Source organism: Cryobacterium sp. TMT2-14, assembly GCF_004402465.1.
Taxonomy (GTDB): domain Bacteria; phylum Actinomycetota; class Actinomycetes; order Actinomycetales; family Microbacteriaceae; genus Cryobacterium; species Cryobacterium sandaracinum.
This window is the reverse complement of sequence record NZ_SOFV01000007.1, coordinates 38,101-61,210: the sequence shown is the minus strand read 5'-3', so window position 1 is coordinate 61,210 and position 23,110 is coordinate 38,101. Positions and strand designations below refer to the sequence as shown.

Annotated in this window: 22 protein-coding genes, 1 tRNA gene and 2 pseudogenes; 12 read left to right on the top strand and 13 right to left on the bottom strand. The window is 67.4% G+C overall.

Annotation, left to right across the window (positions count from 1 at the left end):
• Window positions 1–48: 48 nt before the first annotated feature.
• Both E3O28_RS01710 and E3O28_RS01705 read right to left on the bottom strand, forming a co-directional pair.
• The gene (locus E3O28_RS01710; protein WP_104100146.1) at window positions 49–729 is read right to left on the bottom strand and encodes a response regulator transcription factor; all 681 of its coding nucleotides are present in this window, start codon (window positions 727–729) and stop codon (window positions 49–51) included.
• Complete coding sequence (locus tag E3O28_RS01705; RefSeq protein ID WP_104100147.1) at window positions 726–1,880, bottom strand: ATP-binding protein; 1,155 nt, start codon at window positions 1,878–1,880, stop codon at window positions 726–728. Before E3O28_RS01705 ends, E3O28_RS01710 begins: the two co-directional genes overlap by 4 nt.
• 180 nt (window positions 1,881–2,060) lie before the next feature.
• Here E3O28_RS01705 and phoU point away from each other — a divergent pair, with 180 nt between their 5' ends.
• Entirely contained in the window at window positions 2,061–2,717 is a 657-nt protein-coding gene (gene phoU, locus E3O28_RS01700; RefSeq protein ID WP_104100148.1) for a phosphate signaling complex protein PhoU, read from the top strand.
• A gap of 86 nt (window positions 2,718–2,803) precedes the next feature.
• On the opposite strand, the gene E3O28_RS01695 is transcribed toward phoU, so the two are convergent.
• From E3O28_RS01695 to E3O28_RS01680, 4 genes are all read right to left on the bottom strand, one after another.
• Window positions 2,804–3,556 (bottom strand): phosphoglyceromutase, encoded by a 753-nt coding sequence (locus E3O28_RS01695; protein ID WP_134415081.1) that lies wholly within the window; start codon window positions 3,554–3,556, stop codon window positions 2,804–2,806.
• An 80-nt stretch (window positions 3,557–3,636) separates the two neighbouring features.
• Window positions 3,637–4,824 (bottom strand): folate-binding protein YgfZ, encoded by a 1,188-nt coding sequence (locus E3O28_RS01690; protein WP_104100150.1) that lies wholly within the window; start codon window positions 4,822–4,824, stop codon window positions 3,637–3,639.
• 66 nt (window positions 4,825–4,890) lie between these two features.
• Window positions 4,891–5,505, bottom strand: coding sequence for an FABP family protein (locus E3O28_RS01685; RefSeq protein WP_104100151.1), 615 nt, complete (start codon window positions 5,503–5,505; stop codon window positions 4,891–4,893).
• Between the two features lie 206 nt (window positions 5,506–5,711).
• The gene (locus E3O28_RS01680) at window positions 5,712–5,975 is read right to left on the bottom strand and encodes a hypothetical protein (protein WP_104100152.1); all 264 of its coding nucleotides are present in this window, start codon (window positions 5,973–5,975) and stop codon (window positions 5,712–5,714) included.
• 74 nt (window positions 5,976–6,049) lie between these two features.
• Between E3O28_RS01680 and E3O28_RS01675 the strand changes: the two genes are divergently transcribed.
• From E3O28_RS01675 to pstB, 8 genes are all read left to right on the top strand, one after another.
• Complete coding sequence (locus E3O28_RS01675) at window positions 6,050–6,742, top strand: response regulator transcription factor (protein ID WP_104100153.1); 693 nt, start codon at window positions 6,050–6,052, stop codon at window positions 6,740–6,742.
• Entirely contained in the window at window positions 6,717–7,643 is a 927-nt protein-coding gene (gene mshD, locus E3O28_RS01670) for a mycothiol synthase (protein WP_241972970.1), read from the top strand. Before E3O28_RS01675 ends, mshD begins: the two co-directional genes overlap by 26 nt.
• Before the next feature lie 56 nt (window positions 7,644–7,699).
• Window positions 7,700–9,874, top strand: a complete 2,175-nt coding sequence (locus E3O28_RS01665) for an RNA degradosome polyphosphate kinase (protein ID WP_104100155.1) — start codon at window positions 7,700–7,702, stop codon at window positions 9,872–9,874.
• On the top strand, window positions 9,871–10,809 hold the full coding sequence (locus E3O28_RS01660) for an NUDIX hydrolase (RefSeq protein ID WP_104100156.1): 939 nt from the start codon (window positions 9,871–9,873) through the stop codon (window positions 10,807–10,809). Before E3O28_RS01665 ends, E3O28_RS01660 begins: the two co-directional genes overlap by 4 nt.
• A gap of 185 nt (window positions 10,810–10,994) precedes the next feature.
• Complete coding sequence (gene pstS / locus E3O28_RS01655; RefSeq protein ID WP_134373877.1) at window positions 10,995–12,074, top strand: phosphate ABC transporter substrate-binding protein PstS; 1,080 nt, start codon at window positions 10,995–10,997, stop codon at window positions 12,072–12,074.
• A 144-nt stretch (window positions 12,075–12,218) separates the two neighbouring features.
• The gene (pstC, locus tag E3O28_RS01650; protein ID WP_104100157.1) at window positions 12,219–13,163 is read left to right on the top strand and encodes a phosphate ABC transporter permease subunit PstC; all 945 of its coding nucleotides are present in this window, start codon (window positions 12,219–12,221) and stop codon (window positions 13,161–13,163) included.
• Complete coding sequence (gene pstA, locus E3O28_RS01645; RefSeq protein WP_134373875.1) at window positions 13,163–14,263, top strand: phosphate ABC transporter permease PstA; 1,101 nt, start codon at window positions 13,163–13,165, stop codon at window positions 14,261–14,263. Before pstC ends, pstA begins: the two co-directional genes overlap by 1 nt.
• A gap of 41 nt (window positions 14,264–14,304) precedes the next feature.
• Window positions 14,305–15,084 (top strand): phosphate ABC transporter ATP-binding protein PstB, encoded by a 780-nt coding sequence (gene pstB, locus E3O28_RS01640; RefSeq protein ID WP_104100159.1) that lies wholly within the window; start codon window positions 14,305–14,307, stop codon window positions 15,082–15,084.
• A gap of 177 nt (window positions 15,085–15,261) precedes the next feature.
• On the opposite strand, the gene E3O28_RS01635 is transcribed toward pstB, so the two are convergent.
• The 4 genes from E3O28_RS01635 to E3O28_RS01620 form a co-directional block, all read right to left on the bottom strand.
• On the bottom strand, window positions 15,262–16,164 hold the full coding sequence (locus E3O28_RS01635; RefSeq protein ID WP_134415079.1) for an aminodeoxychorismate lyase: 903 nt from the start codon (window positions 16,162–16,164) through the stop codon (window positions 15,262–15,264).
• A gap of 69 nt (window positions 16,165–16,233) precedes the next feature.
• Window positions 16,234–17,082 carry an anti-sigma factor gene (locus E3O28_RS01630; protein WP_134415078.1) on the bottom strand — a complete coding sequence of 283 codons (849 nt, stop codon included), beginning with the start codon at window positions 17,080–17,082 and terminating at the stop codon, window positions 16,234–16,236.
• The gene (sigK, locus tag E3O28_RS01625; protein WP_104100197.1) at window positions 17,079–17,663 is read right to left on the bottom strand and encodes an ECF RNA polymerase sigma factor SigK; all 585 of its coding nucleotides are present in this window, start codon (window positions 17,661–17,663) and stop codon (window positions 17,079–17,081) included. The genes E3O28_RS01630 and sigK overlap by 4 nt, the downstream gene beginning before the upstream one ends.
• Window positions 17,664–17,909: 246 nt before the next feature.
• Window positions 17,910–18,539 carry a DNA-directed RNA polymerase subunit beta gene (locus E3O28_RS01620; protein WP_134415077.1) on the bottom strand — a complete coding sequence of 210 codons (630 nt, stop codon included), beginning with the start codon at window positions 18,537–18,539 and terminating at the stop codon, window positions 17,910–17,912.
• Window positions 18,540–18,658: 119 nt separating this feature from the next.
• Between E3O28_RS01620 and E3O28_RS01615 the strand changes: the two genes are divergently transcribed.
• Window positions 18,659–18,731: transfer RNA gene (locus tag E3O28_RS01615), tRNA-Lys, on the top strand.
• A 169-nt stretch (window positions 18,732–18,900) separates the two neighbouring features.
• Window positions 18,901–19,338, top strand: coding sequence for a hypothetical protein (locus E3O28_RS01610; RefSeq protein ID WP_104100163.1), 438 nt, complete (start codon window positions 18,901–18,903; stop codon window positions 19,336–19,338).
• A gap of 47 nt (window positions 19,339–19,385) precedes the next feature.
• On the opposite strand, the gene E3O28_RS01605 is transcribed toward E3O28_RS01610, so the two are convergent.
• From E3O28_RS01605 to E3O28_RS16150, 3 genes and pseudogenes are all read right to left on the bottom strand, one after another.
• Window positions 19,386–20,582 (bottom strand): GAF domain-containing protein, encoded by a 1,197-nt coding sequence (locus tag E3O28_RS01605; protein WP_134401427.1) that lies wholly within the window; start codon window positions 20,580–20,582, stop codon window positions 19,386–19,388.
• Window positions 20,583–20,705: 123 nt separating this feature from the next.
• On the bottom strand, window positions 20,706–22,040 hold the full coding sequence (locus E3O28_RS01600) for a DUF445 domain-containing protein (RefSeq protein WP_241972969.1): 1,335 nt from the start codon (window positions 22,038–22,040) through the stop codon (window positions 20,706–20,708).
• 69 nt (window positions 22,041–22,109) lie between these two features.
• A pseudogene (locus E3O28_RS16150) lies at window positions 22,110–22,340 on the bottom strand (histamine oxidase); the annotation flags it as partial.
• On the opposite strand from E3O28_RS16150, the pseudogene E3O28_RS16145 reads away from it, so the two are divergent.
• Window positions 22,251–23,069 (top strand): annotated as a pseudogene (locus tag E3O28_RS16145) (aldehyde dehydrogenase family protein). The pseudogenes E3O28_RS16150 and E3O28_RS16145 sit on opposite strands and share 90 nt — an antisense overlap.
• Window positions 23,070–23,110 lie beyond the last annotated feature (41 nt).

Below are 23,110 nucleotides of genomic sequence, written 5' to 3'. Positions count from 1 at the left end.
GGATCGTGGCACGCATTCCCACGCGGGCGCCCTCCGTCGCCCCCGGCCTCAGGCGTCGAAGCGGTAGCCCAGGCCGCGCACGGTGACCAGCATGGTCGGATCCGAGGGGGCGGCTTCGATCCGCGACCGGATCCGCTTGATGTGCACGTCCAGGGTCTTGGTATCCCCGAAGTAGTCGCTGCCCCAGACCCGGTCGATCAGCTGACCTCGAGTGAGCACCCGGCCGGCATTGCGGAGCAGGAACTCCAGCAGCTCGAATTCTTTCAGCGGCAGGTTCACGATCTCGCCGGACACTGTCACGGTGTGCCGCTCGGTGTCCATCCGCACTGTGCCCGCCGACAGCAGGCTCAGGTCCTCCCCGACCTCGTCGGTGCGGCGCCGGGAAACGGCACGGATGCGGGCGAGCAGTTCCCGGGTCGAATACGGCTTGGTGACGTAGTCGTCGGCGCCGAGCTCGAGCCCGACCACGATGTCCACCTCGGAGTCCTTGGCGGTCAGCATGATGATCGGCACTGACGACCGCGTGCGGATCTCCCGACACACCTCCGTGCCTGGGATGCCGGGGAGCATGAGGTCGAGCAGAATCAGGTCTGCACCGGTGCGGTCGAACTCGCTGATGGCGCTCGGACCGTCTTCGGCGACGGTGACCTCGTACCCCTCCCGCTCGAGCAGGAAGCTCAGCGGCTCACTGAGCGCGCTCTCGTCTTCGACTAGAAGGATGTGGGTCATGGGGTGTCTCCTATCGCCGCCGAAGCGGGGTGCGGCGCCTCCGGGAGGCGGATGGTGAAGGTCGAACCGCTGCCCGGCTGCGACCAGACGCGGATGTCGCCGCCGTGGATCTGAACGATGTGCTTGACGATCGCGAGGCCGAGCCCCGTACCGCCGGTGTGCCGCGAGCGGGCCTGGTCGACCCGGAAGAAGCGTTCGAAGATCCGATCAAGATCGGCTTCCTCGATGCCCACGCCCTGGTCGGTGACGCTGATCTCGACGACTCCGGCGTTCTTGCGCACCCCGACCCCGACGCGGGAACCCTCTGCTGAGTAGTTCACTGCATTGGCCACGAGATTGTGCACGGCCATCACGAGGAGCCGCTCGTCGCCGCTCACCTCGGCCCCCGATTTCTTGCCGAGGGCGATCGTGATCCGGTCCGCCTCCGCGGTGACCCGGCTCTGGTCCACCGCCGTGGCCACGATGACGTCGACGTTGACGATCTCGGGCTCGGTCAGGGAATCCTGCGCCTGTAGGCGGGACAATTCGATGATCTCCTGGGTCAGGCGGCTGAGGCGACCGGACTCAGTGGTGAGGCGGTTCGCGAAGCGGCGCACCTGCACCGGCTCGTCCGCCGCCTGGGTGAGCGCCTCGGCCAGCAGCCCCACGGCGGCGATGGGCGTCTTCAACTCATGGCTGATGTTGGCGACGAAGTCCCGGCGCACCTCGTCGAGCCGGAAAGCCTCGGTGCGGTCCTCCGCCAGCACCAGAACGTACCGTGTTCCCAGCCGGGCCAACCGTACCCGCACCCGCATGCTGGCATCACCGAAGGGCCCGCGGGAGAGGACCAGATGGTCCGAGATCGGCTCGCCGGAACGGCGCACCTGGCTGATCAGGTTCAGGAGCTCGGAGTGCACCAGCTGCCGGTTCCAGACCAGTCCCATCGACACCGCGGCCTGGGATGCCTTGATCACGTTGTTGGACGGGTCGACGACGGCACCGGCCGTCTCCAGCGCGTCGAGCACCTGGTCGATTCCGTCGGGGACGGCCGGGTTGACGACCTCGGCGGCGCGCCGACCGTGACGCTCGGCCACGTGCAGCAGCGTCATGAAACCGGCCCCGACAGTCAGGCCGAGGGCCAGCGCCAGAAGCACAAGCCCTGTCGATTCCATTCATCCAGAATACTGACGTTTATTCCGGGTGGGTGACAGGGCCGTCCCGGCGCGCAGGCTACTTTAGGTAGAGTTCAAGACCACGGCACCTGCCGTTAACCTCCCTCCCCCATGATTCGGTGGGGCCAGGTGGGTCTCACGCGTCTGCGTGTTACGCGCGCCCAGGAAGGACCACACACCATGCGTGAAGTATTCCAGCAGGAACTCGCCGAAGTGCAGGATCGCCTTGTCGAGATCTCCCGACTCGTGGCGATCTCCATCGACAAGGCGACGCGCGCCTTCAACGAGTCCGACGTCGGTCTGGCGGAAGAAGCGATTTCCGAAGACGAGAAGATCGACGAGCTGACCATCGAACTCGATGAGCTGGCCATCACGATCCTGGCCCGCCAGCAGCCGGTCGCACGCGACCTGCGCATCGTCGTCAGCGCCCTGCGCATCAGCGCGTCGCTCGAACGGATGGGCGATCTGTCCACGCACATCGCCCAGCTGGCCCGTTACCGGTTCCCCGACAAGGTCGTGCCGAAAAGCCTGCGCGCCACCTTCGCCGAGATGGGCACGCTCGTCACGGCAATCGCGCACATGCTCACCGCGCTTCTGACCAATGAGGACATGAAGCTGGCCGAAACCATCCGCAACGAAGACGACAAGGTCGACGCGCTGCACCTCAGCGTGTTCGACGCCGTGCTCGGGGCGACCTGGAAGGGCCAGGCGGCCGACACGGTCGACTCCACCCTCGCCAGCCGCTACCATGAGCGCTTCGCCGACCACGCGGTCTCGATCGCGAAGAAGGTGCAGTACCTCGGCACCGGCGCCTGGCAGCAGAACACGAACGCCTAGAGTCCAGGCGCTCCGGCGTCACCAGGAACGAGAAAGCCCCGGAAGCAGTCGCTTCCGGGGCTTTCTCGTTCCTGGTGGGTTGGACGCTACTTCTTGTTTCCCTGGGCCGCGACGGCAGCAGCACCGGCGGCGGCAGCCTCGGGGTCAAGGTAACGGCCGGGGCCGAGCGGCATCATGTCCGCGCCGAGGCGGTAGACCAGCGGGATGCCGGTGGGGATGTTCAGCTCGGCGATGTCCGCGTCGCTGATGCCATCGAGGTGCTTGACCAGCGCGCGCAGCGAGTTGCCATGGGCGGTGACGAGAACCGTCTTGCCCGCACGCAGGTCGGGGGTGATGTCGGATTCCCAGTAGGGCAGCATCCGGTCGACGACGTCGCTGAGGCACTCGGTGCGGGGCAGGTCGTCGCCGAGCGCCGCGTAACGCGGGTCGTGCGCCTGAGACCAGCGGGAATCGTCGGCCAGCACGGGCGGCGGAACGTCGAAGGAGCGGCGCCACAGCTGGAATTGCTCGGGCCCGAACTTTGCGAGGGTCTCCGCCTTGTCGAGGCCCTGCAGGGCGCCGTAGTGGCGCTCGTTGAGCCGCCAGGAGCGCTTGACGTCGATCCACAGCCGGTCGGCTTCTTCCAGAGCGATATTCGCGGTCTGGATGGCGCGGGTAAGTAATGAGGTGTGCAGGATGTCGGGCAGCAGGCCCGACTCGGCGAGAAGCTCGCCGGCGCGCTTGGCTTCGCCCGCGCCCTGCTCGCTCAGCCTGACATCCACCCAGCCGGTGAAAAGGTTATCCTGGTTCCATAGGCTTTGGCCGTGACGGAGAAGGATGAGATTGTATGCATCTGACATGAGTCCAACTCTACCGACGTGGCGAGCGCGCCGGGGCTGGGTCGGCGGCCCGGGTCAGTGGCCGGGGTCAATGACCGGCGTCAGTGGCCGGGCGTGCGGATGCCGAGCCGGGGCAGGCGCGGGATATCGGCCACCGAGCCCGCCGACTGAGGCACGATGACCTCCTGCGCGGCCGCGACGAGGATGTCCTGGGAGGCCACGTACAGGGTGACCGTGGCGGGAACGGTGCGCTTCACCGTGGCGAGCGCGATCGGGCCCAGCTCGTAATGGATGGCGCTGGAGGTGATCCGGCCGATCCCGCGGTGCTCGGTGGTTCCGTCGGCCAGCTGCTTCACGGCCTGCACTTCGTCCCCGTGCACGGGGAGCACCGCGTCGGAGCCGTCCAGGTGCAGCAGCACCAGGCGGCGGGGCGGATGCCCGAGGTTGTGTACCTTGGCCACGGTCTCCTGGCCGCGGTAGCAGCCCTTGTTCAGGTGCACGGCGCTGCGCAGCCAGTCGAGTTCGTGCGGCAGGCTCTTCTCGTCGACCTCCGTGGCCCGGCGCGGGCGCCACGCCGCGATCCGGAGGGCCTCGACGGCGAGAAGGCCGGCCGCGGCGACCCCTCCGTTCCGCACGGCGTCGCGCAGAGCCGGCAGGGACGCGCGGGGGACGAGGGTCTCGGTCCAGTGCCACGCGGCGGCCGGGTGCGCCGGTCCAGGCGCGTACTGGTATCCGCCCGCGGAGACCTGGGTCCAGGGGTCGTGCCACACCAGAGGCACTCCGCTCGGCGCGGCCGGTGTGAGCGGCAACACCGACGGGTCACCCATCGACCCGATCACGGCATAGGCGAGAGTGTGGTCGACGACCTGCACCCGCAGTGTGAAGCGCATCGTGTCGAGCCACGCGTGCAACCCGGGCAGTTGGGCTGCCTCGACCAGCAGCCAGGTCTCCACCCCGTCGTCGATGACCGCCATGGCGTATTCGACGTGGCCGTTCGGGTCGAGCAGGAGCGTCTCGGTGGACTCCCCCGGCGCCAGGCGGCGCAGCTCCTGGCTGGAGATGGAGTTGAGCCAGGTCAACCGGTCCGGTCCGGCGACGCTCAGCACGCCGTGGTGGGACAGGTCGACGACGGCTCCGCCGGCGAGGAGCCGGCGCTGCTCCGTGAGAGGTCCGCCGTAGTGCGCGGCCACGCCGGCATCGATGCCCTCGGCCTGCACCGCGCCGTCGAGTTCGAGCAGCGGGGATCTGAGCGGCGAGGACGGGAGAGGGGACACGGGTGCATCGGTCATGGGAACTCTTTCCAACGGACGGTTCGGCGCCGGGGCACCTGGATGTGACGCGCAGGGATGCCCGGTTTATTCGACGCGCTTGAGGCGGCCGGACGCGTGGGTGCGCAGGCTCTGACCTAAGGCGGCCATGTCCCAGGCCCAGAGCAGATGGCCGTCGACCAGACCATAGAGCCTCGTCGCCGCCGAGTAGGGTTTGGCACCCTGGGTGCGCATCACGGCATCCGTCGCCAGGTCGATGCGCGGACCCTTGACCTGGCCGAGGTAGATTTCCGCGACTCCGCCGGGGTGCACGATGGTCACGTCGATATCGAAGCCGTTGTCGGCGTTGCGGAGGGTTTCGACCGCAGCAGCGGTGACGAACGGATGCTCACCCACGGCCGGCAGCAGACCCGGACCGGGATCGCCGAGCCCTTGGGCACGGCTCAGCCGCCAGTACCCGGTTTCCGTCATCAGCGGCGTCGACTCACCGCCGTCGGAGTCGGGCGTCGGCTCGAGCCAGGTGTAGGAGCTGTAATTCAGGTGCGGCAGGCCGTCGTGGCTGAAGCTCAACCGGTGACCGAACTCCCGGCTGACGGACTCTTCGCCGATCTGATAGTCGATGATTCCCGAACCTTCCCACACCCCGAGGAGCCACGACAGCGGCACCAGTTCGGAGGGGAGCTGAGGGGGCAGCTCAAACATCGAGGGCTACCGCTGCCCCCGGTACAGCTTGAACAGAACCAAGCCGGACACCCAGGCGATCGACAGGCTCGCCAGCGCGAGCAGCCCCAGGAAGAAGATTTCGATAGCGAGGATAGACATACGTCTTACTCTAGCCCGCTCGCGCGCGATAACCCCTCGGCACGCCTCAGCAGAACCACACGAGCACGGGCTGACTCAGATCAGAGTCAGAGGAGCCCGGCGAGAGCGAAGATTCCGGTGGCGGCGGCGAGCACGGCCACGGCACCGACGAGGCTGGTCGTCACCCGGTCCACGTAACCTTCCTTGCGTCCGGTCGCGAGCTGTACGCTCAGGGTTCCGATCGTGCAGCCGGCGAAGGAGAGGCTCATCCAGATCAGATGCTGGCCGGGCAGGGACAGCCATCCGGCCAGCACGGCGCACGCGAACGCGAACAACCACACCACGACGACGCTCTTCCACTGCCAGCTCACCCTCTCATTCTGCCCTGCCCGGGACCCTTTCCGCGGCACGCTAGGATGGGGCGCACAATCCTTGGAGGGTGAGTGTGGCCCAGTTGTTGATCCTGACCTCGGCGGTCAACAGTGACGTTCTTCCCGCCCTCGCCCTGCTGTCACACGGCACGCGCACCATCCCCGCCCAGCCGGACCAGCTCGTGACGGCGCCCGACGCCGACCTCATGCTCGTCGATGCCCGCTCCAATCTGATGGCGGCCAAGTCGCTCTGCCAGATTCTGCGCACCACGGGAAACACCGTTCCGCTGCTGCTCGTGATCACGGAGGGCGGCCTGGCCGCGGTGAGCCCGGACTGGGGCGTCGACGACGTCATCCTCGAGACGGCTGGGCCGGCCGAGGTGGATGCGCGCATCCGCCTCGCCGTCGGGCGCGTGCCCCGCACGGAGGAATCCGCCACCATCCGCGCCGCCGGGGTCATCATCGACGAGGCCAGCTATTCCGCCAAGGTGCACGGCCGGCCGCTGGACCTCACCTACAAGGAATTCGAGCTCCTGCGCTTTCTCACCGCGCATCCGTCGCGGGTCTTCACCCGGGAACAGCTACTCAGCGAGGTCTGGGGCTACGACTACTTCGGCGGCACCCGCACGGTGGACGTGCACGTGCGGCGACTGCGGGCCAAGCTCGGCGACCAGGAATCCCTGATCGGCACCGTGCGCAACGTGGGCTACCGCTTCAATGTGCAGGAACAGGACGGCACCCGTGGCATTCATCCGGTTTGCGCCTGATCTGACGGATGCCGCCTTCGCGGCCGAGTTCCACCGGGTCAGCGCCACCGCTACCCAGGGCGACGGCTACGCGCCGTTCAACGAACAGTCCCTTTTCGACGTGGCCGCGGGGCACCGCGCCCCGTTCCTGGTCGTGGAGAAGGACGGGAACGTCGTCGTGGGTGCGGGCATCCTCGGCGCCGGCGAACTCGACCTCGTCGTCGACCCGGCCCGACGCCGGCACGGGTACGGCGCGGCCGCCCTGGCCGAAATCCTGGCCGACGCGCCCGGGGAGCTGACGATCTGGTCGCACGGCGACCACCCCGCTGCCCGTGCGCTCGCCGATCGGTTCGCTTTCACGGCCGAGCGCACCCTGCTGCAGCTGCGGCTGGACCTGTCGAAGGAGACAGCCGGCAGCGCGCCGGCCGAGCCCGGAGCCCCTGCCCGCACCGGCATCCGTGCCGCCGTCCAGATCGACGCGTTCCGGCCCGGGCCGGACGACGCGGAATGGGTGGCGCTGAACGCGCTGGTGTTCGCCGCGCACCCGGAGCAGGGGGCTCTGACCGCGAGCGATCTGGCCGCCCGCTGTGCCGAACCGTGGTTCTCGGCCGGTGATTTCCTGGTGGCCCGCGACGCCGGCACTGGCACTGGCACCGGTCGGATGGTCGGCTACAACTGGTTGAAGATCGAGTCGGGCTCCCCGGTGGGCGAGATCTACGTCGTCGGCGTGCACCCGGATGCCGCCGGTCGCGGCGTCGGCCGCCGCCTCATGTTGGCCGGGCTCGACCGCCTCCGCGAACGCGGGTGCCGTACCGCGGACCTGTATGTGGAGGCCGACAGCGCCGCCGCGGTGGCCCTGTATCGTTCGCTCGGGTTCACCGAGCGAACGATCGATGTGCAGTACCGCCGCAGCCCGCATTGACCAGTGTTCATCCAAGATCGTCGCATTCGCGCGGTCCGCAGTGTCAAGATGGTTGAATGGACGGCGATAACATTCAGACCGACTCGGGCCTGGGCAGCGACTTTGACGATGATTTCGATCCCCTGATCGGCGTGAACGATCCGGCGCTCCTCACCGAGCGCTACCTCGACCGGGAACTGAGCTGGCTGGCCTTCAACCAGCGGGTGCTCGAGCTCGCGGAGGACCCTGATCTCCCGGCTCTGGAACGGGCGAACTTCCTGGCCATCTTCGCCAGTAACCTCGACGAATTCTTCATGGTGCGGGTCGCCGGCCTGAAGCGCCGCATCCTCACCGGGCTGGCCGTGCCGACCAACATCGGGCGCGCCCCGCAGGACGCCCTCTCCGACATCTCCACCACGGCCCACGTTCTGCAGGCCCGGCACGCCCACGCCTTCCAGGACCTCGTCAGCCCGGCCCTCGCCGAAGCCGGGATCGACATCGTCAACTGGGACACCCTGGACGATGCCGACCGCCGTTCCCTGCGCGACTACTTCTCGAACCAGATCTTCCCGGTGCTGATGCCCCTCGCGGTCGACCCGGTGCATCCATTCCCCTACATCTCCGGGCTCTCGCTGAACCTCGCGGTCCGGGTTCGCAACTCCAAAACCGGCAAGCAGGAGTTCGCCCGGCTCAAGGTGCCCACCATGCTCCCCCGCTTCGTGCGCGTGGACCGACGCGAGAAGGCAGATAGCGTCCGCTTCATCACGCTCGAGGACCTGATCGCGAACCATCTCGGAGATCTGTTCCCGGGCATGGACATCCTCGAGCACCACGTCTTCCGGGTCACCCGCAACGAAGACGTCGAGATCGAAGAGGACGAGACCGAGAATCTGATCAAGGCCCTCGAGAAGGAGCTGCTGCGCCGCCGGTTCGGCCCGCCCATCCGTCTCGAGATCACCGAAGACATGGACGAGGTCACCCTCGGCCTGCTCGTGCGCGAGCTGGACGTCACCGATCAGGAGGTGTACCGCCTGCCGGCCCCGCTCGACCTGGGCGGCCTGTTCGACCTGCGGATCGACCGCCCGGACCTGCGCTACGTGAAGCACGTGCCGACGACGGCCGTTCAGCTGCTCGCCCCGGAACCGAACGCGGAACCGGACATCTTCAGCGCCATCTCGCGCCGGGACATCCTGCTGCACCACCCGTACGAGTCGTTCGCGACCAGCGTGCAAGCGTTCCTCGAGCAGGCCGCGGCCGACCCGGACGTGCTCGCCATCAAGCAGACCCTGTACCGTACCTCGGGCGACAGCCCCATCGTCGAGGCGCTGATCGCAGCCGCCGAGTCGGGCAAGCAGGTGCTCGCCCTGGTGGAGATCAAGGCCCGCTTCGACGAACAGGCCAACATCACCTGGGCCCGCAAGCTCGAGAAGGCCGGCGTGCACGTGGTCTACGGCCTCGTGGGCCTGAAGACGCACTGCAAACTCGCGCTCGTGGTGCGGAACGAAGACGGCGTTTTGCGCCACTACAGCCACATCGGCACCGGCAACTACAACCCCAAGACCAGCCGTCTCTACGAAGACCTCGGGCTCCTGACCGCGGACCCGCAGGTGGGCAAGGACCTCACCCGTCTGTTCAACGAACTCTCCGGCTACGCGATCGAGAAGAAGTTCAAGCGCCTGCTGGTGGCGCCGCTGCACCTGCGCCGCGCCCTGCTCAAGAGCATCGCGACGGAAACCGCGGCCGCCCAGGCCGGCAAGCCGTCGGGCATCCGGATCAAGGTGAACTCCATGGTCGACGAGGCCATCATCGACGCACTGTATCGGGCCAGCCAGGCGCGCGTGCCGATCGAGATCTGGGTGCGCGGCATCTGCAGCCTGAAGCCCGGGGTCCCCGGGATGAGCGAGACCATCAAGGTGCGCTCGATTCTCGGGCGATACCTGGAGCACTCCCGGATCTTCTCGTTCCACACCAACGGTGACCCGCAGGTCTACATCGGCAGCGCCGACATGATGCACCGCAACCTCGACCGCCGGGTCGAGGCGCTGGTGCGCCTCGTCGACCCTGACCACCTGACCGAAATCGACGCCCTCTTCACCCGGGCCATGGACGACCGCACCTCATCGTGGTGGCTGGACAGTTCGGGCGAATGGACGCGCCACCACCTGGACGGCTCCGGCCATCCGCTCGACGACATGCAGAACAGGCTCATGCAACAAATCTCCCTCCGCAAGCGCCCGGCGGGGCGCCGATGAGCGACCCTGCCATCTACGCTGCGGGCGCCGTCTGCTGGCGCCTGATCGACGGCAAGATCCACGTTCTCCTGATCCATCGCACCGTGTACGGCGACGTGACCATTCCCAAAGGGAAGGTCGACCCAGGCGAGACCCTGCCGCAGACGGCCGTGCGCGAGATCGGGGAGGAGACCGGCCTGGCCGTGGCCCTCGGCGTGCCACTGGGCATCTCCGCCTACTCGCTGCTCAACGGCCGCGAGAAGATCGTTCACTACTGGGCCGCAGAGATCACGCCCGCGGCCATCCAGCACTCGACCTTCGTGCCCAACGGCGAGGTCGCGGCGATCGAGTGGGTCACCATCAAGAAGGCCCGCACCTACCTCAGTTACACGCCCGACGTGGAGATCATCGACGCATTCGCCAAGCTCGTCGACACCGGTGTCACCCGCACCTTCGCCCTGATCGCGCTCCGCCACGGCAAGACCGTGCAGCCCGGCAACTGGGACGGCCCCGACTGCAGCCGGCCGCTGACCGAGCGCGGCGTCAAGCAGGCCGCCGCCATCGTGCCCACGATCACCGCCTGGCAGCCCCTGCGGATCGTGTCGAGCACGGCGACCCGCTGCGTGACCACCGTGGCCCCGCTCGCGGCGGCCACCGGCATCCAGATCAAGCGCACCGAACGCTACAGCCAGGACGCGTTCGAGCAGGGCCTGGCGGATGTCCGTTCCGGCATCGGCAAGCGGGTGCGGTCGCGAAAGACTGCTGTGATCTGTAGCCACGGGCCGGTTCTCCCCGAGATCCTGCACGAGATCGCCCTGGCCACCGGCACCACCCACGGTGCGTACATCTCCGACGCGGCGGCCCTCGAAACCGGGTCGTTCTCGGTGGTGCACCTCTCCGCCGACAATCCGAGCGCGGGAATCGTCGCGATCGAAACACACTCGCCTGCCCTCTGACCACGGTATTCGGTGAATGCCCCGCTGCTTCTTTCGGCCTGCCCCGCCGCGTTCACCTTCCGTTAACCTTTTCGCAGGGGTGTCGTTAACCAGGCGGAATATGGTCACGGTGAGGCCAGCACCGGCCTCGAACCTGCAGTCACTTGTTATGAAGTCAACCCTCGAAAGGGATATCTGTGAATTTCATGCGTTTTGGCCGACCCGCGGTCATCGCCGTCGTCGCCGCACTGGCACTGTCTTCCTGCGCCGCGAACGAGGGCGCTGCACCGGAGTCCGACTCCGCCAGCGCCCTCACCGGCACGATCAACGCCGGTGGCGCGTCCTCCCAGGGCTCAGCCCAGGAAGCCTGGATCTCAGCGTTCCAGACCGCGAACCCGGACGTCACCATCAACTACGACCCGTCCGGTTCCGGCGCAGGTCGGGAGGCGTTCATCGCCGGTGGCTCCGACTTCGCAGGCTCCGACTCCTACCTGAGCGACGACGAGCTCGCCGGCACCTTCGGTTCTTGCGCAGCGGACACCACCGCGGTCGACCTGCCCGTCTACATCTCCCCCATCGCCGTGATCTTCAACGTCGATGGGGTCGACGACCTCAACGTCGACGCCGACACGCTGGCCAAGATCTTCTCCGGCGCCATCACCACCTGGAACGATCCGGCCCTGGTCGCACTGAACGAGGGCGTCTCGCTCCCGTCGACCGCGATCACCGCCGTGCACCGCTCGGATGACTCGGGCACCACGAAGAACTTTGCGGACTACCTCGGCCAGAACGCCCCGGACGTGTGGACCGAGAAGGCTTCCGACACCTTCCCGTTCCAGACCGGTGAGGGTGCGCAGGGCACCTCGGGCGTCGTCGACGCCGTCACCAACGGCGTGGGCACGATCGGCTACGCCGACGCGTCGCGCGCCGGAGACCTCGGGGTCGCCAAGCTCAAGGTCGGCGACGAGTTCGTCGCGTACAGCGCCGAAGCCGCCGCCGCCGTCGTCGACGGTTCTCCTCTCGTCGAGGGCCGCGAAGCCAACGACCTCGCGTTCGACCTCAACCGCATGACCGACAACCCGGCCGAGTACCCGCTGGTCCTGGTCAGCTACGCGATCGTTTGCACCGAGTACGCCGACCCCGCCCAGGCTGAGCTCGTCAAGGCCTACGTCGGCTACATGGCCAGCGCCGAGGGCCAGGCCGAAGCGGTAGCATCCGCCGGCGCGGCATCGATGACGACCGAACTCCAGGACAAGGTCGCAGCGGTTCTCGAGACCATCAAGTAGCTCCTGTTTCGCCGTTCCTCAGCTGCCCGATCCGGGACTCGCATGGCTTGCGAGCACCGGGTCGGGCAGACTGGGGTTCGTGGCCTGTGACCTGAACCTCTCTTTCTTAGCTTTTGCCCCAACCCTCCCAGGGAGATACCCGGCATGACGACCGCAGTAGAGCGACCCTCGCTCAAGGCCAAGGAACGCCCCGGCGACCGCATCTTCGCCACGAGCACGATTGTGGCCGGCAGCCTCATCCTGGCAATTCTCGCCGCCGTAGCGGCCTTTCTGCTTGTGCAGAGCCTGCCGGCCTTCCTCGCCGACCCGGAGGAGTTCAAGGGCGACACCACCAACTTCTGGTCGTATGTCTGGCCGCTCGCGTTCGGCACACTCTGGGCGGCGTTCCTCGCGCTGATCATGGCCGTGCCCGTCGCCATCGGCATCGCGCTCTTCATCTCGCACTATGCCCCCCGCAAGCTCGCGCAGGGCCTGGGCTACCTGATCGACCTTCTCGCCGCCGTGCCCTCCGTCGTCTTCGGGCTGTGGGGCATCGGCGTGCTCGCGCCGCTCGTGCAGCCGTTCTACACGAACCTGGTCGAGTGGTTCGGCTGGATCCCCCTCTTTGCCGGCCCGGTTTCCGGCACCGGGCGCACGACGCTCACGGTCGCCATCGTGCTGGCTGTCATGGTCTTGCCGATCATCACGGCGCTGTCCCGGGAGATCTTCCTGCAGACCCCCGTGCTATACGAGGAGGCATCACTGGCCCTCGGCGCAACCCGCTGGGAAATGATCGCCATGGCCGTGCTGCCCTTCGGCCGTGCCGGGATCATCTCCGCCTCGATGCTCGGCCTCGGCCGGGCCCTGGGTGAAACCATGGCCGTCGCCATGGTGCTCTCACCGAGCCGGGACGTCATCTTCCAGCTCCTGACCTCGCAGAACCCCACCACAATCGCCGCGAACATCGCCCTCAACTTTCCGGAGGCGCACGGCGTCGGCGTCAATATTCTGCTCGCGACGGGTCTCATTCTCTTCGTCATCACGCTCGTGGTGAACATGATCGCCCGCGTCATCATCAACCGCCGCAAGGCATTCTCCGGAGCGAACTGATGAGCCTGACGACCACGACCTCGAACACGGCCGCGCCTCTGACGAACTCCCTCACCGCGGGCAAGCTTCCTCGGCACACCTCTCTGGCCGTGCTCCTGGCCAGCTGGCTGGTCACAGGCGCGTTCTTCTTCGTGGTGATGCTCTCCGGCGCTGCCGAGGGATTCAACATCGTCGGAACGCTCTTCTTCGGCACCGTCGTCTACTGCGTCGCCATCTACCTGCTCTCGTACTTCGTCGAGGGCGTGCGCAAGGCCAAGGACCGCCTGGTCACCGCCCTCGTGACCGTGGCCTTCGCGGTCGCCCTTCTGCCGCTCTTCTCGCTCGTCATAACCACCCTGGTCAACGGACTGCCGGCGTTCCTCACCCCGAGCTTTTTCACCCAATCCCAGCGCAACGTCGTGGGCGAGGGCGGCGGCGCCTTGCACGCCGTCATCGGCACGCTGCTGATCACCGGTGTGGCCACGCTCATTTCGGTGCCGATCGGCCTCCTGGCAGCGATCTACCTCACCGAGTACGGCCGAGGTCGGCTGGCTCGGGCGATCACGTTCTTCGTCGACGTCATGACCGGCATCCCGTCGATCGTCGCGGGACTCTTCGCGTTCGCCCTGTTCTCTCTTCTGTTCAACGACCCCGGCATCCGCTTCGGATTCGGCGGCGCCATCGCCCTCACAGTGTTGATGATCCCCGTCGTCGTTCGTTCGAGCGAGGAAATGCTCAAGCTTGTTCCCAACGAGCTTCGCGAGGCGGCGTACGCGCTCGGTGTGCCGAAATGGCTGACCATCGTCAAGGTCGTGCTGCCGACATCCCTCGCCGGGATCGTGACCGGGATCATGATCTCGATCTCCCGCGTGATCGGTGAGACGGCGCCGCTGCTGATCATCTCCGGGTTCACGGCCAGCATGAACTACGACCTGTTCAACGAGCGCATGATGACCCTGCCCGTGTTCGTCTACACCCAGTACGCCAACCAGGGCGCAGACACCCAGTCCTACCTCGACCGTGCCTGGGCCGGCGCCCTGACGCTCATCTTGATCGTGATGCTATTGAACCTGGGCGCGCGCGTCATCGCCAAAATCTTCTCCCCCAAGCTCGGCCGCTAGGCTCCACCTCCCGGCCTCGGCCGTCTGATCCAAAGGAATGCATGTCCAAGCGCATTGAAGTCAACGACCTCAACGTCTACTACAGCAAGTTTCTGGCTGTCGAAGACGTGTCGTTGGTGATCGAGCCTCGAACCGTGACGGCCCTGATCGGGCCCAGCGGATGCGGCAAGTCCACGTTCCTGCGCACGCTGAACCGCATGCACGAGGTCATCCCCGGGGCGTACGTCACGGGCGATGTACTCATCGACGGCAACAACCTCTATGGTCAGGGAGTCGACCCGGTGCTCGTGCGGCGCCAGGTGGGCATGGTGTTCCAGCGCCCGAACCCGTTCCCGACCATGTCGATCGGCGACAACGTACTGGCCGGCGTGAAGCTCAACAACCGCCGGATGGCCAAGTCCGACGCCGACGACCTGATCGAGAAGTCGCTGCAGGGCGCGAACCTCTGGAAAGAGGTCAAGGATCGCCTCGACAAGCCCGGCTCGAGCCTCTCCGGAGGCCAACAACAGCGCCTCTGCATCGCACGCGCGATCGCGGTGCACCCCGACGTCATCCTGATGGACGAGCCGTGCTCGGCCCTCGACCCGATCTCGACGCTGGCGATCGAGGACCTGATCGAGGAGATGAAGGCCGACTACACGATTGTGATCGTCACTCACAACATGCAGCAGGCATCCCGGGTCTCCGACCGCACCGGATTCTTCAACATCGCCGGCACCGGCAAGCCCGGCAAGCTGATCGAGTACGACGACACGACCACGATCTTCTCCAACCCGAGCGAGCAGGCCACCGAGGACTACGTCTCCGGCCGCTTCGGCTAAGCCCGGTTCCGTGCCTGGCGCGCGGACAGCACTGCGCCCTCGCTCCGCGCCCCGAACGAATTCGACGGAGATTCTGCCCTGAACGCGCCGATTACGCGTGAAACGGCACTATTAGAGCAGAATCTCCGTCGAACTGGTTAGCAAGCCGGCTGCGGGGCGACGCGCTGCGGTGGGGCGTCAGACGGTGCGGGCGAGCAGGGCGGCGTTGAGGGTGCGGGTGCGCTCGGAGTCGACGGGCATTGGTCTGCCATCGAGTTCGGTCACGTGCACGGCCAGGCGCAGGCTGGAGAGCAGCCACACGGCATCCGCCGACCGTAGCTCGTCGACGCTCATGTCGCGGTATTCCGTGCGCTCCCCTGCCGCCCGAAGGTGCTCGAACGCGCTCTGTTGGGTGGTGCCGTGCAGGATTGCTCCGCTCGGCAGGGGAGAGACGTAGACGTCGCCCCTGCAGAGCATCACGGTCGAGGTGGGCCCCTCGAGCACGAAGCCGTCGTGGGTGAGGAAGATCGCGTCGTCGGCGCCGCGGCGGCGGGCCTCCCTGAGGGCGGCCATGTTGACCGCATAGCTGAGCGTCTTCGCGCCCATCAGGAGCCAGGGCGCCTGCTCTGCGACGCCGTGCGGGTAGCCGCGGTCCAGGGTGACCGCCCGGATGCCGTCCTCGCGGACGACGGCGAAGTCGGGCGCGAGGGTCGCGTGAAGCCAGGCCGTGGGTGCCGGGCCGGAGTCGACGCCGCGGCTGTAGACGAGTTTGAGCACAACTTCGCCCTCGTGCGGGACGCGGTCGACCACGTGCGCGATCGCGGCCAGCCACTGAGCCGTGTTCGGCTCGGGCAGCTCACAGGTCGCGGCCGAGGTGCCCAGCCGGGCAAGGTGTGGGCCGACCGCCTGAGGGTGGCCGCCGACCACGCCAAGTGTCTCGAAGACGCCGTCGCCCCGCTGGGCGCTCAACTCCCCCACCCGCAACGCCGGGGCATCCGAGTCCACCTCGTGGAACGTGTCGTCGAATTCCGTCTGCGGCGCGTCGGCGGGAACCGGGTCGAGGAGCAGGGTGAAGGGCAGCGTCGTTCGCCGAACAGTCATTTGACGAGCATAGAGGATCGGGTCAGGAGCAGGTCAGGATCAGGTCGGGATCGACTCAGATCAAGCAGCTCAGGAGCTCTGGATGGCGAGGATCGGGTCGCTGGTGGGCTGCTCCGAGCCGCCCTTAGGCTCGACCGTGACGCCGACCGTGTCGCCGGCGGTGAGACTGCCGTCGAGCACGCGCCAGACGGTGCCGGTGCCGGTGCCGGACGAGTCGAAGATTCCGGCGGGAACCGGGCCGGAGCCGCCGATGTACCAGAGCTGGTAGTCCCGGTCGGACGGCAAGTCCGGCAGGTCGTCGACCAGGAGCGCTGAGAGTCCGCTCTCTTCGGACCAGACCAGGGTGGCTTCCTGACCGTCGGCGGTGGTCGCCGACGCGCGCTGGATGTCAGCGGCCGCCGTGATTTGCACGAGACCGGCCGCCTGGTCCTGTTCGAATTGGTCGGACTCCAGGGACTGGCCGATGAAGGTGCCGCCCGCGAAGAGGGCGACGGCCGCGGCGGCCGCCGCGAGAACGCCGACGGGCCGCTGGAACCAGCGCAGGCGGGCGCGCTCGGAGGCGCTGCCCGCTGCAGTGGCGCCTCGGATCGGAGCGGGATCGACGCGCGGCGCGGGGGTGGCCGGTGCCGTCTGATCGGCCGGCAGGGGCGCGAGCTGCGGCGTGGCGGCAAGTTTGGCCATCAGGGAGGCCCTGAGTCCGGCCGAGGGCTGCACGGGGGTGGCGGCAAGGCCCAGCGCCACCGCGGTGTCACTCAGCTCGGCCGCCTCGATGCGGGCCGGCTCGGACGCCTTGAGGTGCTCCTCATAGACGGCGGCCTCTTCCGCGCCCAGGGCGTGGAGGGCGTAGGCGCCGGCGAGCTCGCCCGGGTTCTGCCCGGCGGCGTTGCGGGTTTCGTCATTCCGGGTGTTGTCGCTCATGACGCCACTCCCAACTCGTCGCGCAGGCGGATCATGCCGTCACGCAGCCTCGTTTTCACAGTTCCGAGAGGGATCTGCAACCGCTCGGCGACTTCACTCTGGCTGAGGCCGCCGTAGTAGGCGAGGCTGATCGCCTGGCGTTGCAGTTCCGTCAATCTGGACATCGCCTTTTCCACTCTTTCGTGCTCGATTCGTACTCCGACCGTTTCGGACACCTCGTCGTAGGCAACCGCAAGATCACGGATGCCGATTTTGATATCCCGGTCGCGGCTGGCCTGCGACGACCGAATCCGGTCGATCGCACGGCGGTGCGCCATGGTCAGGATCCAGGTCGCCGCCCCGCCGCGCTGGGCCTCGTACCTCGTCGCCGTCTGCCAGATCTCCAGGAAGATCTCCTGCGTCACTTCCTCCGACTGCGAGGGGTCAACCAGAAGACGTCGAACGAGACCGAGAACACGCGAGGCCATCCGGTCATACAGCTCTCCAAATGCTCCTTCATCTCCCTGCGCCACCCGGCCCAGCAATTCCTCATGGGAGACAGGAACAGTCCCCTCCCGGTTGACGTTGAATTCAGCACTCATGAGAACAAGCATCTCAGGTCTTGTCCACGTCCATGGTTCGGCGCGGAGACCGAATCGGATTGGCGTGTCACGCCAGGCAGAGGAGGAGTGAAGGCCGGACCGCAGAACGCCTCTCGGCGCGAGGCCGCTCACAGCGGCGAATATTGGAGCCCGGGGTTACTGCGGCCCGACCAGACTCCAGTGTAAACGACCCGGATGCGGATCGCGCACCCGGCGGGACGGCTCGCGGCCGATCAGTTAGACAGGTCAGTCCAGCGAGTCACTGCGCCAGAGCCGGGCGCAGGAGCCGAACTCCTGGGCGGTGGTGGAGAACCGGAGGGCGCGGGTGGTCAGTTCGGTGGACCGGAGCGGTTCGGTCGTCTCCAGGTCGTCCGCGACGCTGGTGCAGCCGACGGAGATGACGCGGCAGAACGCCGCCGCGCGGTCGAGTGCCACGGCGAAATCCCCGGTGAAGATCCCCCGCAGGATCTGGTCGGCCAGGACGACGATCTCCGCCGTGCCCGTGGGCACTGCGGCCCCGGCAATGACCGGGTCGATCGCCACCGTGACTTCGGTTCCGCGCTGGTAGAGGAACGCTGTGCTCTCAGGATCCTGGCGGATGAGCAACCGCACCAGGTAGATCCGCCAGAGCGCCCCGGGCAGGCTGCGCGGCGTTGCCCGCGACCAGAGTTCGGCCACCGCGTCGACGCCGTTCTCGTCGGTGTAGGTCACGAGCCGCTCGACGATGTCGGGGTCAGGGTCGCTGCGCACGCGGGCCAGAAGCGCGTGCGCGGTTTCATGCGCCACCCGGCTGATCAGTGCCGGGTCTTCGCCCCCCTGGAAGGACTCGAATTTGCTGCCGGAGAACTGGGTCGGCTTGTGGAAATTCTCGGCCATGGCATCCTCCTGGGCTCGGTTTCGTGTTCGCTGTGGGCACATCCGTCTCGTCTGCAGAAAACCCTCTCCCACGGTACCTAGAAAAACGGATCCGAAATCCCCTGTACATTATTAACCGCGGGCCTCTAGCTCAGTTGGTAGAGCAAAGGACTTTTAATCCTTGGGTCGTCGGTTCGAGCCCGACGGGGCCCACTCACAGGATCAGCGTCGGTGCAGACCCGGGTCTCGCGTGGGCCCAGCATCGACTCCGGACTCCCGGCGAGCACCCAGCGATGATTCGGGCGGCGTTCGGGTAGCTCCTCCATACTTCTCTGACATGGTGCCGGCATGCCCGATGCCGGCGACCTGAGAAGGAGGCCCCGTGGGCAGAGTGAATGAAGAAGTTGAAATCGAGACCGGGATCATCACCCGGTACCGGCGTCACCCCAACGGACGCGGACTGGTGTCCCCCAGCGCACGCGTGCACCCCGAGGCGTTCGTATCCCGAACCGCCTACGTGGAGAGCGGCGCGCGGGTCGGGGCGGAGGCGTGGATCGGCCCCGGCAGTTGGATCGACCAGGACGCGGTCATCGGTTCTCACGTGTTCATCGGCCAGAACGTGCACGTCGGCGCGGACGCCGTCGTCGGCAGCGCAGCGCGGCTGGGCAGCTATGTGCGGATCGGTCGCGGGGCACGGCTCAGCCCCGGAGCGGTCGTCGAACGCGATCTGCGGGTTCCGGACAACGCCGTGATCGGCGCGGCCCCGCGCACGCGCCTGTCGCCCGGATCGGCACCCGCCGGTGTCGCCCACGCCGCCTAGGGGTGCGTCTACGGGTGCGTCTACGGGCGCGTCTACGGGCGCGTCCGCTACTCGGCGGTGAACGGGCTTGCGAGTTCTCGCTGCACCATCAGCGCCAACTCGCGCAACAGCACGAGGTCGATGGTTCCTGCCGCCCTCGGCTCCGAGTCGAACACGCAGAGAGCCCCGATGAGCTCCCCCGACGGCGACTCGATCGGGAATCCGGCGTAGAACCTGATCTTCGGCTCGCCCACCACGAGTGGATTGTCTCGGAAGCGGTCGTCGAGGAGGGCATCCGGTATCACCATAGCCGCGGTGCCCGTGATGGTCACCTCGCAGAACGAATTGGACCGCGGCGACTCGGCATCGGCCACGCAGATGCGGGCCTTATGCCACTGGCGATCGCCATCGATCACCGTGAGCGCCGCGGACTGGGTGCCGAACAGGGTGCGCGCCAGTGCCGCGATGCGGTCGAAGCGCTCCTCGGGCGGGGTGTCGACGATCCCGAGCTGGTCGACCGCGAGCTGGCGCCGCGCCTCCTTCGCCCTCGCCTGGTCGTCGGAGGGCACCGGTTCGGCGTCAGGGGTCGCGACCCGGTCGGCGCCGAGGAGCGGCGCCATCCGGGAGGCGAGAACGTCGGCCCAGTGCGCATACGTATCCGTGGACCGGTATCGGCCCGGCGGCGGCGTCGGCGCCGCACTGGACGGTACGAACGCGACCCCGTCGCTGCTGTCGGCGACGAGCCGTACCGTCACCCGGTTCAGGAGCCGGCCGTGGTGGTCCGCCAGATTTCCGAGCCTGGAATCGAACACCGGGATCGACCGGATGGGCTGGATTCCCGCCACGATGATGCGGGTGCTGCGGGGCGATGACGCCGTGAGGAACCGGAGCAGATTCGCCAGATCGCGCCGCCAGGCCCGGGCGGAGACCAAGTTCACGGCCTCGTTCACGCCCAGGACCAGCACGATCGCTTCGAAACGGGTGAGCCGCACCCCGGTCAGCTCGAGGAGGGCCGTGGCGACGGTCATGCGGGAATTCGCGATGAGGTCGACGTCGACCCCGCGGCCGGTCTGCGCGGACAGGGCGCGGGCGAGCGAGCCGGGCAGGGCCAGGTTGTGGCTCACGACCCCGCGGCCGACCGCCAGCCCCGAACCGAGGATGAGGATCCGGTCGGGATCAATGCCCGCGGAGTGCGCTTGCGGAGCATCCGTGGGCATGGGAACATCGCCGAAGCCGCGCTCGGACGCGGCGGCCCAGGTGCGCATGGCGGGAGCCAGCGCCCATCGTATGAGTTCCCGCACAGATGCCCCTTTGTTGCTAAGACACAAGGGTGTATCCAAGACCGAATTTCAAGTATCCCCCATTCGGGGCGAGAGTCCAGGGCCGCGTCACACCAGTGCCACAACGGCCTGGGCGAGCGCGAAAATGACCAGGCCGGCGAGCGCGCCCACCACGGTGCCGTTGATGCGGATGAACTGGAGGTCCTTTCCGATCTGCAGTTCGATCTTCTCGGCCGTCTCGGCCGCGTCCCACCGCGCGACGGTTTCGGTGATCACCTCGGCGATCTCGTGCCGGTACCGGCGCACGATGTAGCTTGCACTGTCGGCCAGCCACCGGTCGACGCGGGCGCCGAGGGCCGGGTCGGTCGACAGTCTCCCGCCGACCTCCATGACGGTCGAGCGGATGCCCGTGCGCAACCCGCTCGAGGGGTCGTTCAGCGCCGCCGTCAGGGAGACCTTCACGGCCTCCCAGGTTTTGCTCGCGAAATCGCGCAGCCGGGCGCTGTCGAGCAGTTCGAGCTTGAGCGCCTCCACCCGTTCGATCATCGCCGGCTCGTGCTGCAGGTCGTCGATCACCTCGACGAGGTAACGATCGATGGCCTGGCGGAGCGGATGCGCGGCATCCGCACGCACGGTGGCCACGAAGGCGAGCACCTCCCGGTGCGCCTTGTCGTCGACCAGCTTGTCGACGAAACCGGGGAGCCAGGTCGGCAGGCGCTGGGACACGGCCCGCCCGAAGGCCTCCGGATGCTCCAACAGCCAGCCCTCGGCCCGTTCCAGCAGCAGGTCGACGGCGGCGTGCTGCTGCCCCGACTCGACCAGCCGCGCCCCCACGTGCCCGATTGTCGGACCCCATTCCGGCTTCAGCAGGTTCTCGCGGGCCACGGTTTCGATCAGCTCCTGGATCGCGTCGTCGCTGAGCAGGTTGAGCAGGCCGGCGCCCGCCACCGCGACCTCGTCGGTGAGCCGGCGCGCGTTCTCCTCCTGGGAGAGCCACGCGCCGAGCCGACGGGACGCACCCAGCGATTCGAGCTTGCCACGGATGACCGCCTCGGAGAGGAAATTCGTCTCAACGAATTCACCCAGGCTGGCCCCGATCTCGTCCTTGCGGCTGGCGATGATGTTCGTGTGCGGAATGCGCAGGCCCAGCGGGTACCGGAACAGGGCCGTCACGGCGAACCAGTCCGCTATGGCGCCGACCATGCCGCCCTCGGCCGCGGCGCGCACGTACTGCAGCCACGGATAGCTCTCCTGCAGCGCGAACGAGGTGGCGAACACCACCGCCATCAGGAGGAGCAGGCCGATGGCGAGCCGCTTCATGCGGATCAGGGCCGTCAGGCGCACGGCGTCCGGCAGGCTCAGCGGCGGCCGGGCGGCGGCTGCCGCCCGTGCTGCACGTGGACCGGTCTCGGTCTGGTCTTTCTGCCTCATCTTCTCGGCCATCCTCCCAGACTGCCGGATCGGGGCCGGGGAGGGAAACCCGTCTTCCCTCGACCCCGGCGCGCTGCACACTCAGCAGTGGCAGTGTCCCTCTTCGACGGGCGTCGACGGCGGCACATCGAGCACCGGGCTGCGGTCGAAGAAGCCATCGATCTTCAGCTTGAAACCAGCGGTGTCCACGGGCATGATCGGCCAGTCCTCGATGCGCGGATAGTGGGTGAAGCCGAACGTGTGCCAGAGCACGATGTCCTGGCCGTCGATGTCGCGGTCGGCTTCGATGTAGGCAGGCAGGCCGGCGCCGCCGCCTCGAACCTCAAGAGGATCACCCTCGAACTCGGGGGCAAGGCCCCCTTCATCACCACTGCGGACGCCGACATCGACGCGGCCGTCGGCGGCAACCTGGCGGGCGGCACGCTCAATTCCGGGCAGGTCTGCGCGGCCTACACGCGGTTCTATGTCAACAGGAAGCGCGAGGCCGAATTCGTTGAGAAAATGGCGGCCGGGGTCTCCGGCATGAAGCTTGGCGCCGGGATGGACCCCAGCACCCAGCTGGGTCCTCTGGTCTCTCAAAAACACCTCGACCACGTCGAACGGATGGTCACGGTCGGCCGTGCCGAGGGCGCGGAACTCGTGACCGGTGGCGCCCGGGCCGGCGAGGTCGGCTTCTTCTTCCAGCCGACGGTGTTCGCCGGTGTGCGCGACGACATGGCCATCGCGACCGACGAGGTCTTCGGGCCGGTGCTCTCGATCATGTCCTACGACGATGACGACGACCTGCAGGAGCTCATCAACCGGGCCAACGACACCGACTATGGGCTCGCCGCCACGGTCTGAACGAAGGACCTCGAGAAGGCACACCGCCTGGCCAACGGCATCCGTGCCGGTGCGATCTTCGTGAACATGCCACCGGTGCCGGATATGGCCGCGCCGTGGGGCGGGTTCGAGACCAGCGGCTGGGGCAACGAGATGGGTCCGGATTCGATCGACGCGTACACGCAGGTCAAGGGCGTCTGGATGCACTACCGCAGCTAGCCGCACGGGTTTTTCGCGGCATCCGTTCGTTTTCACGCACT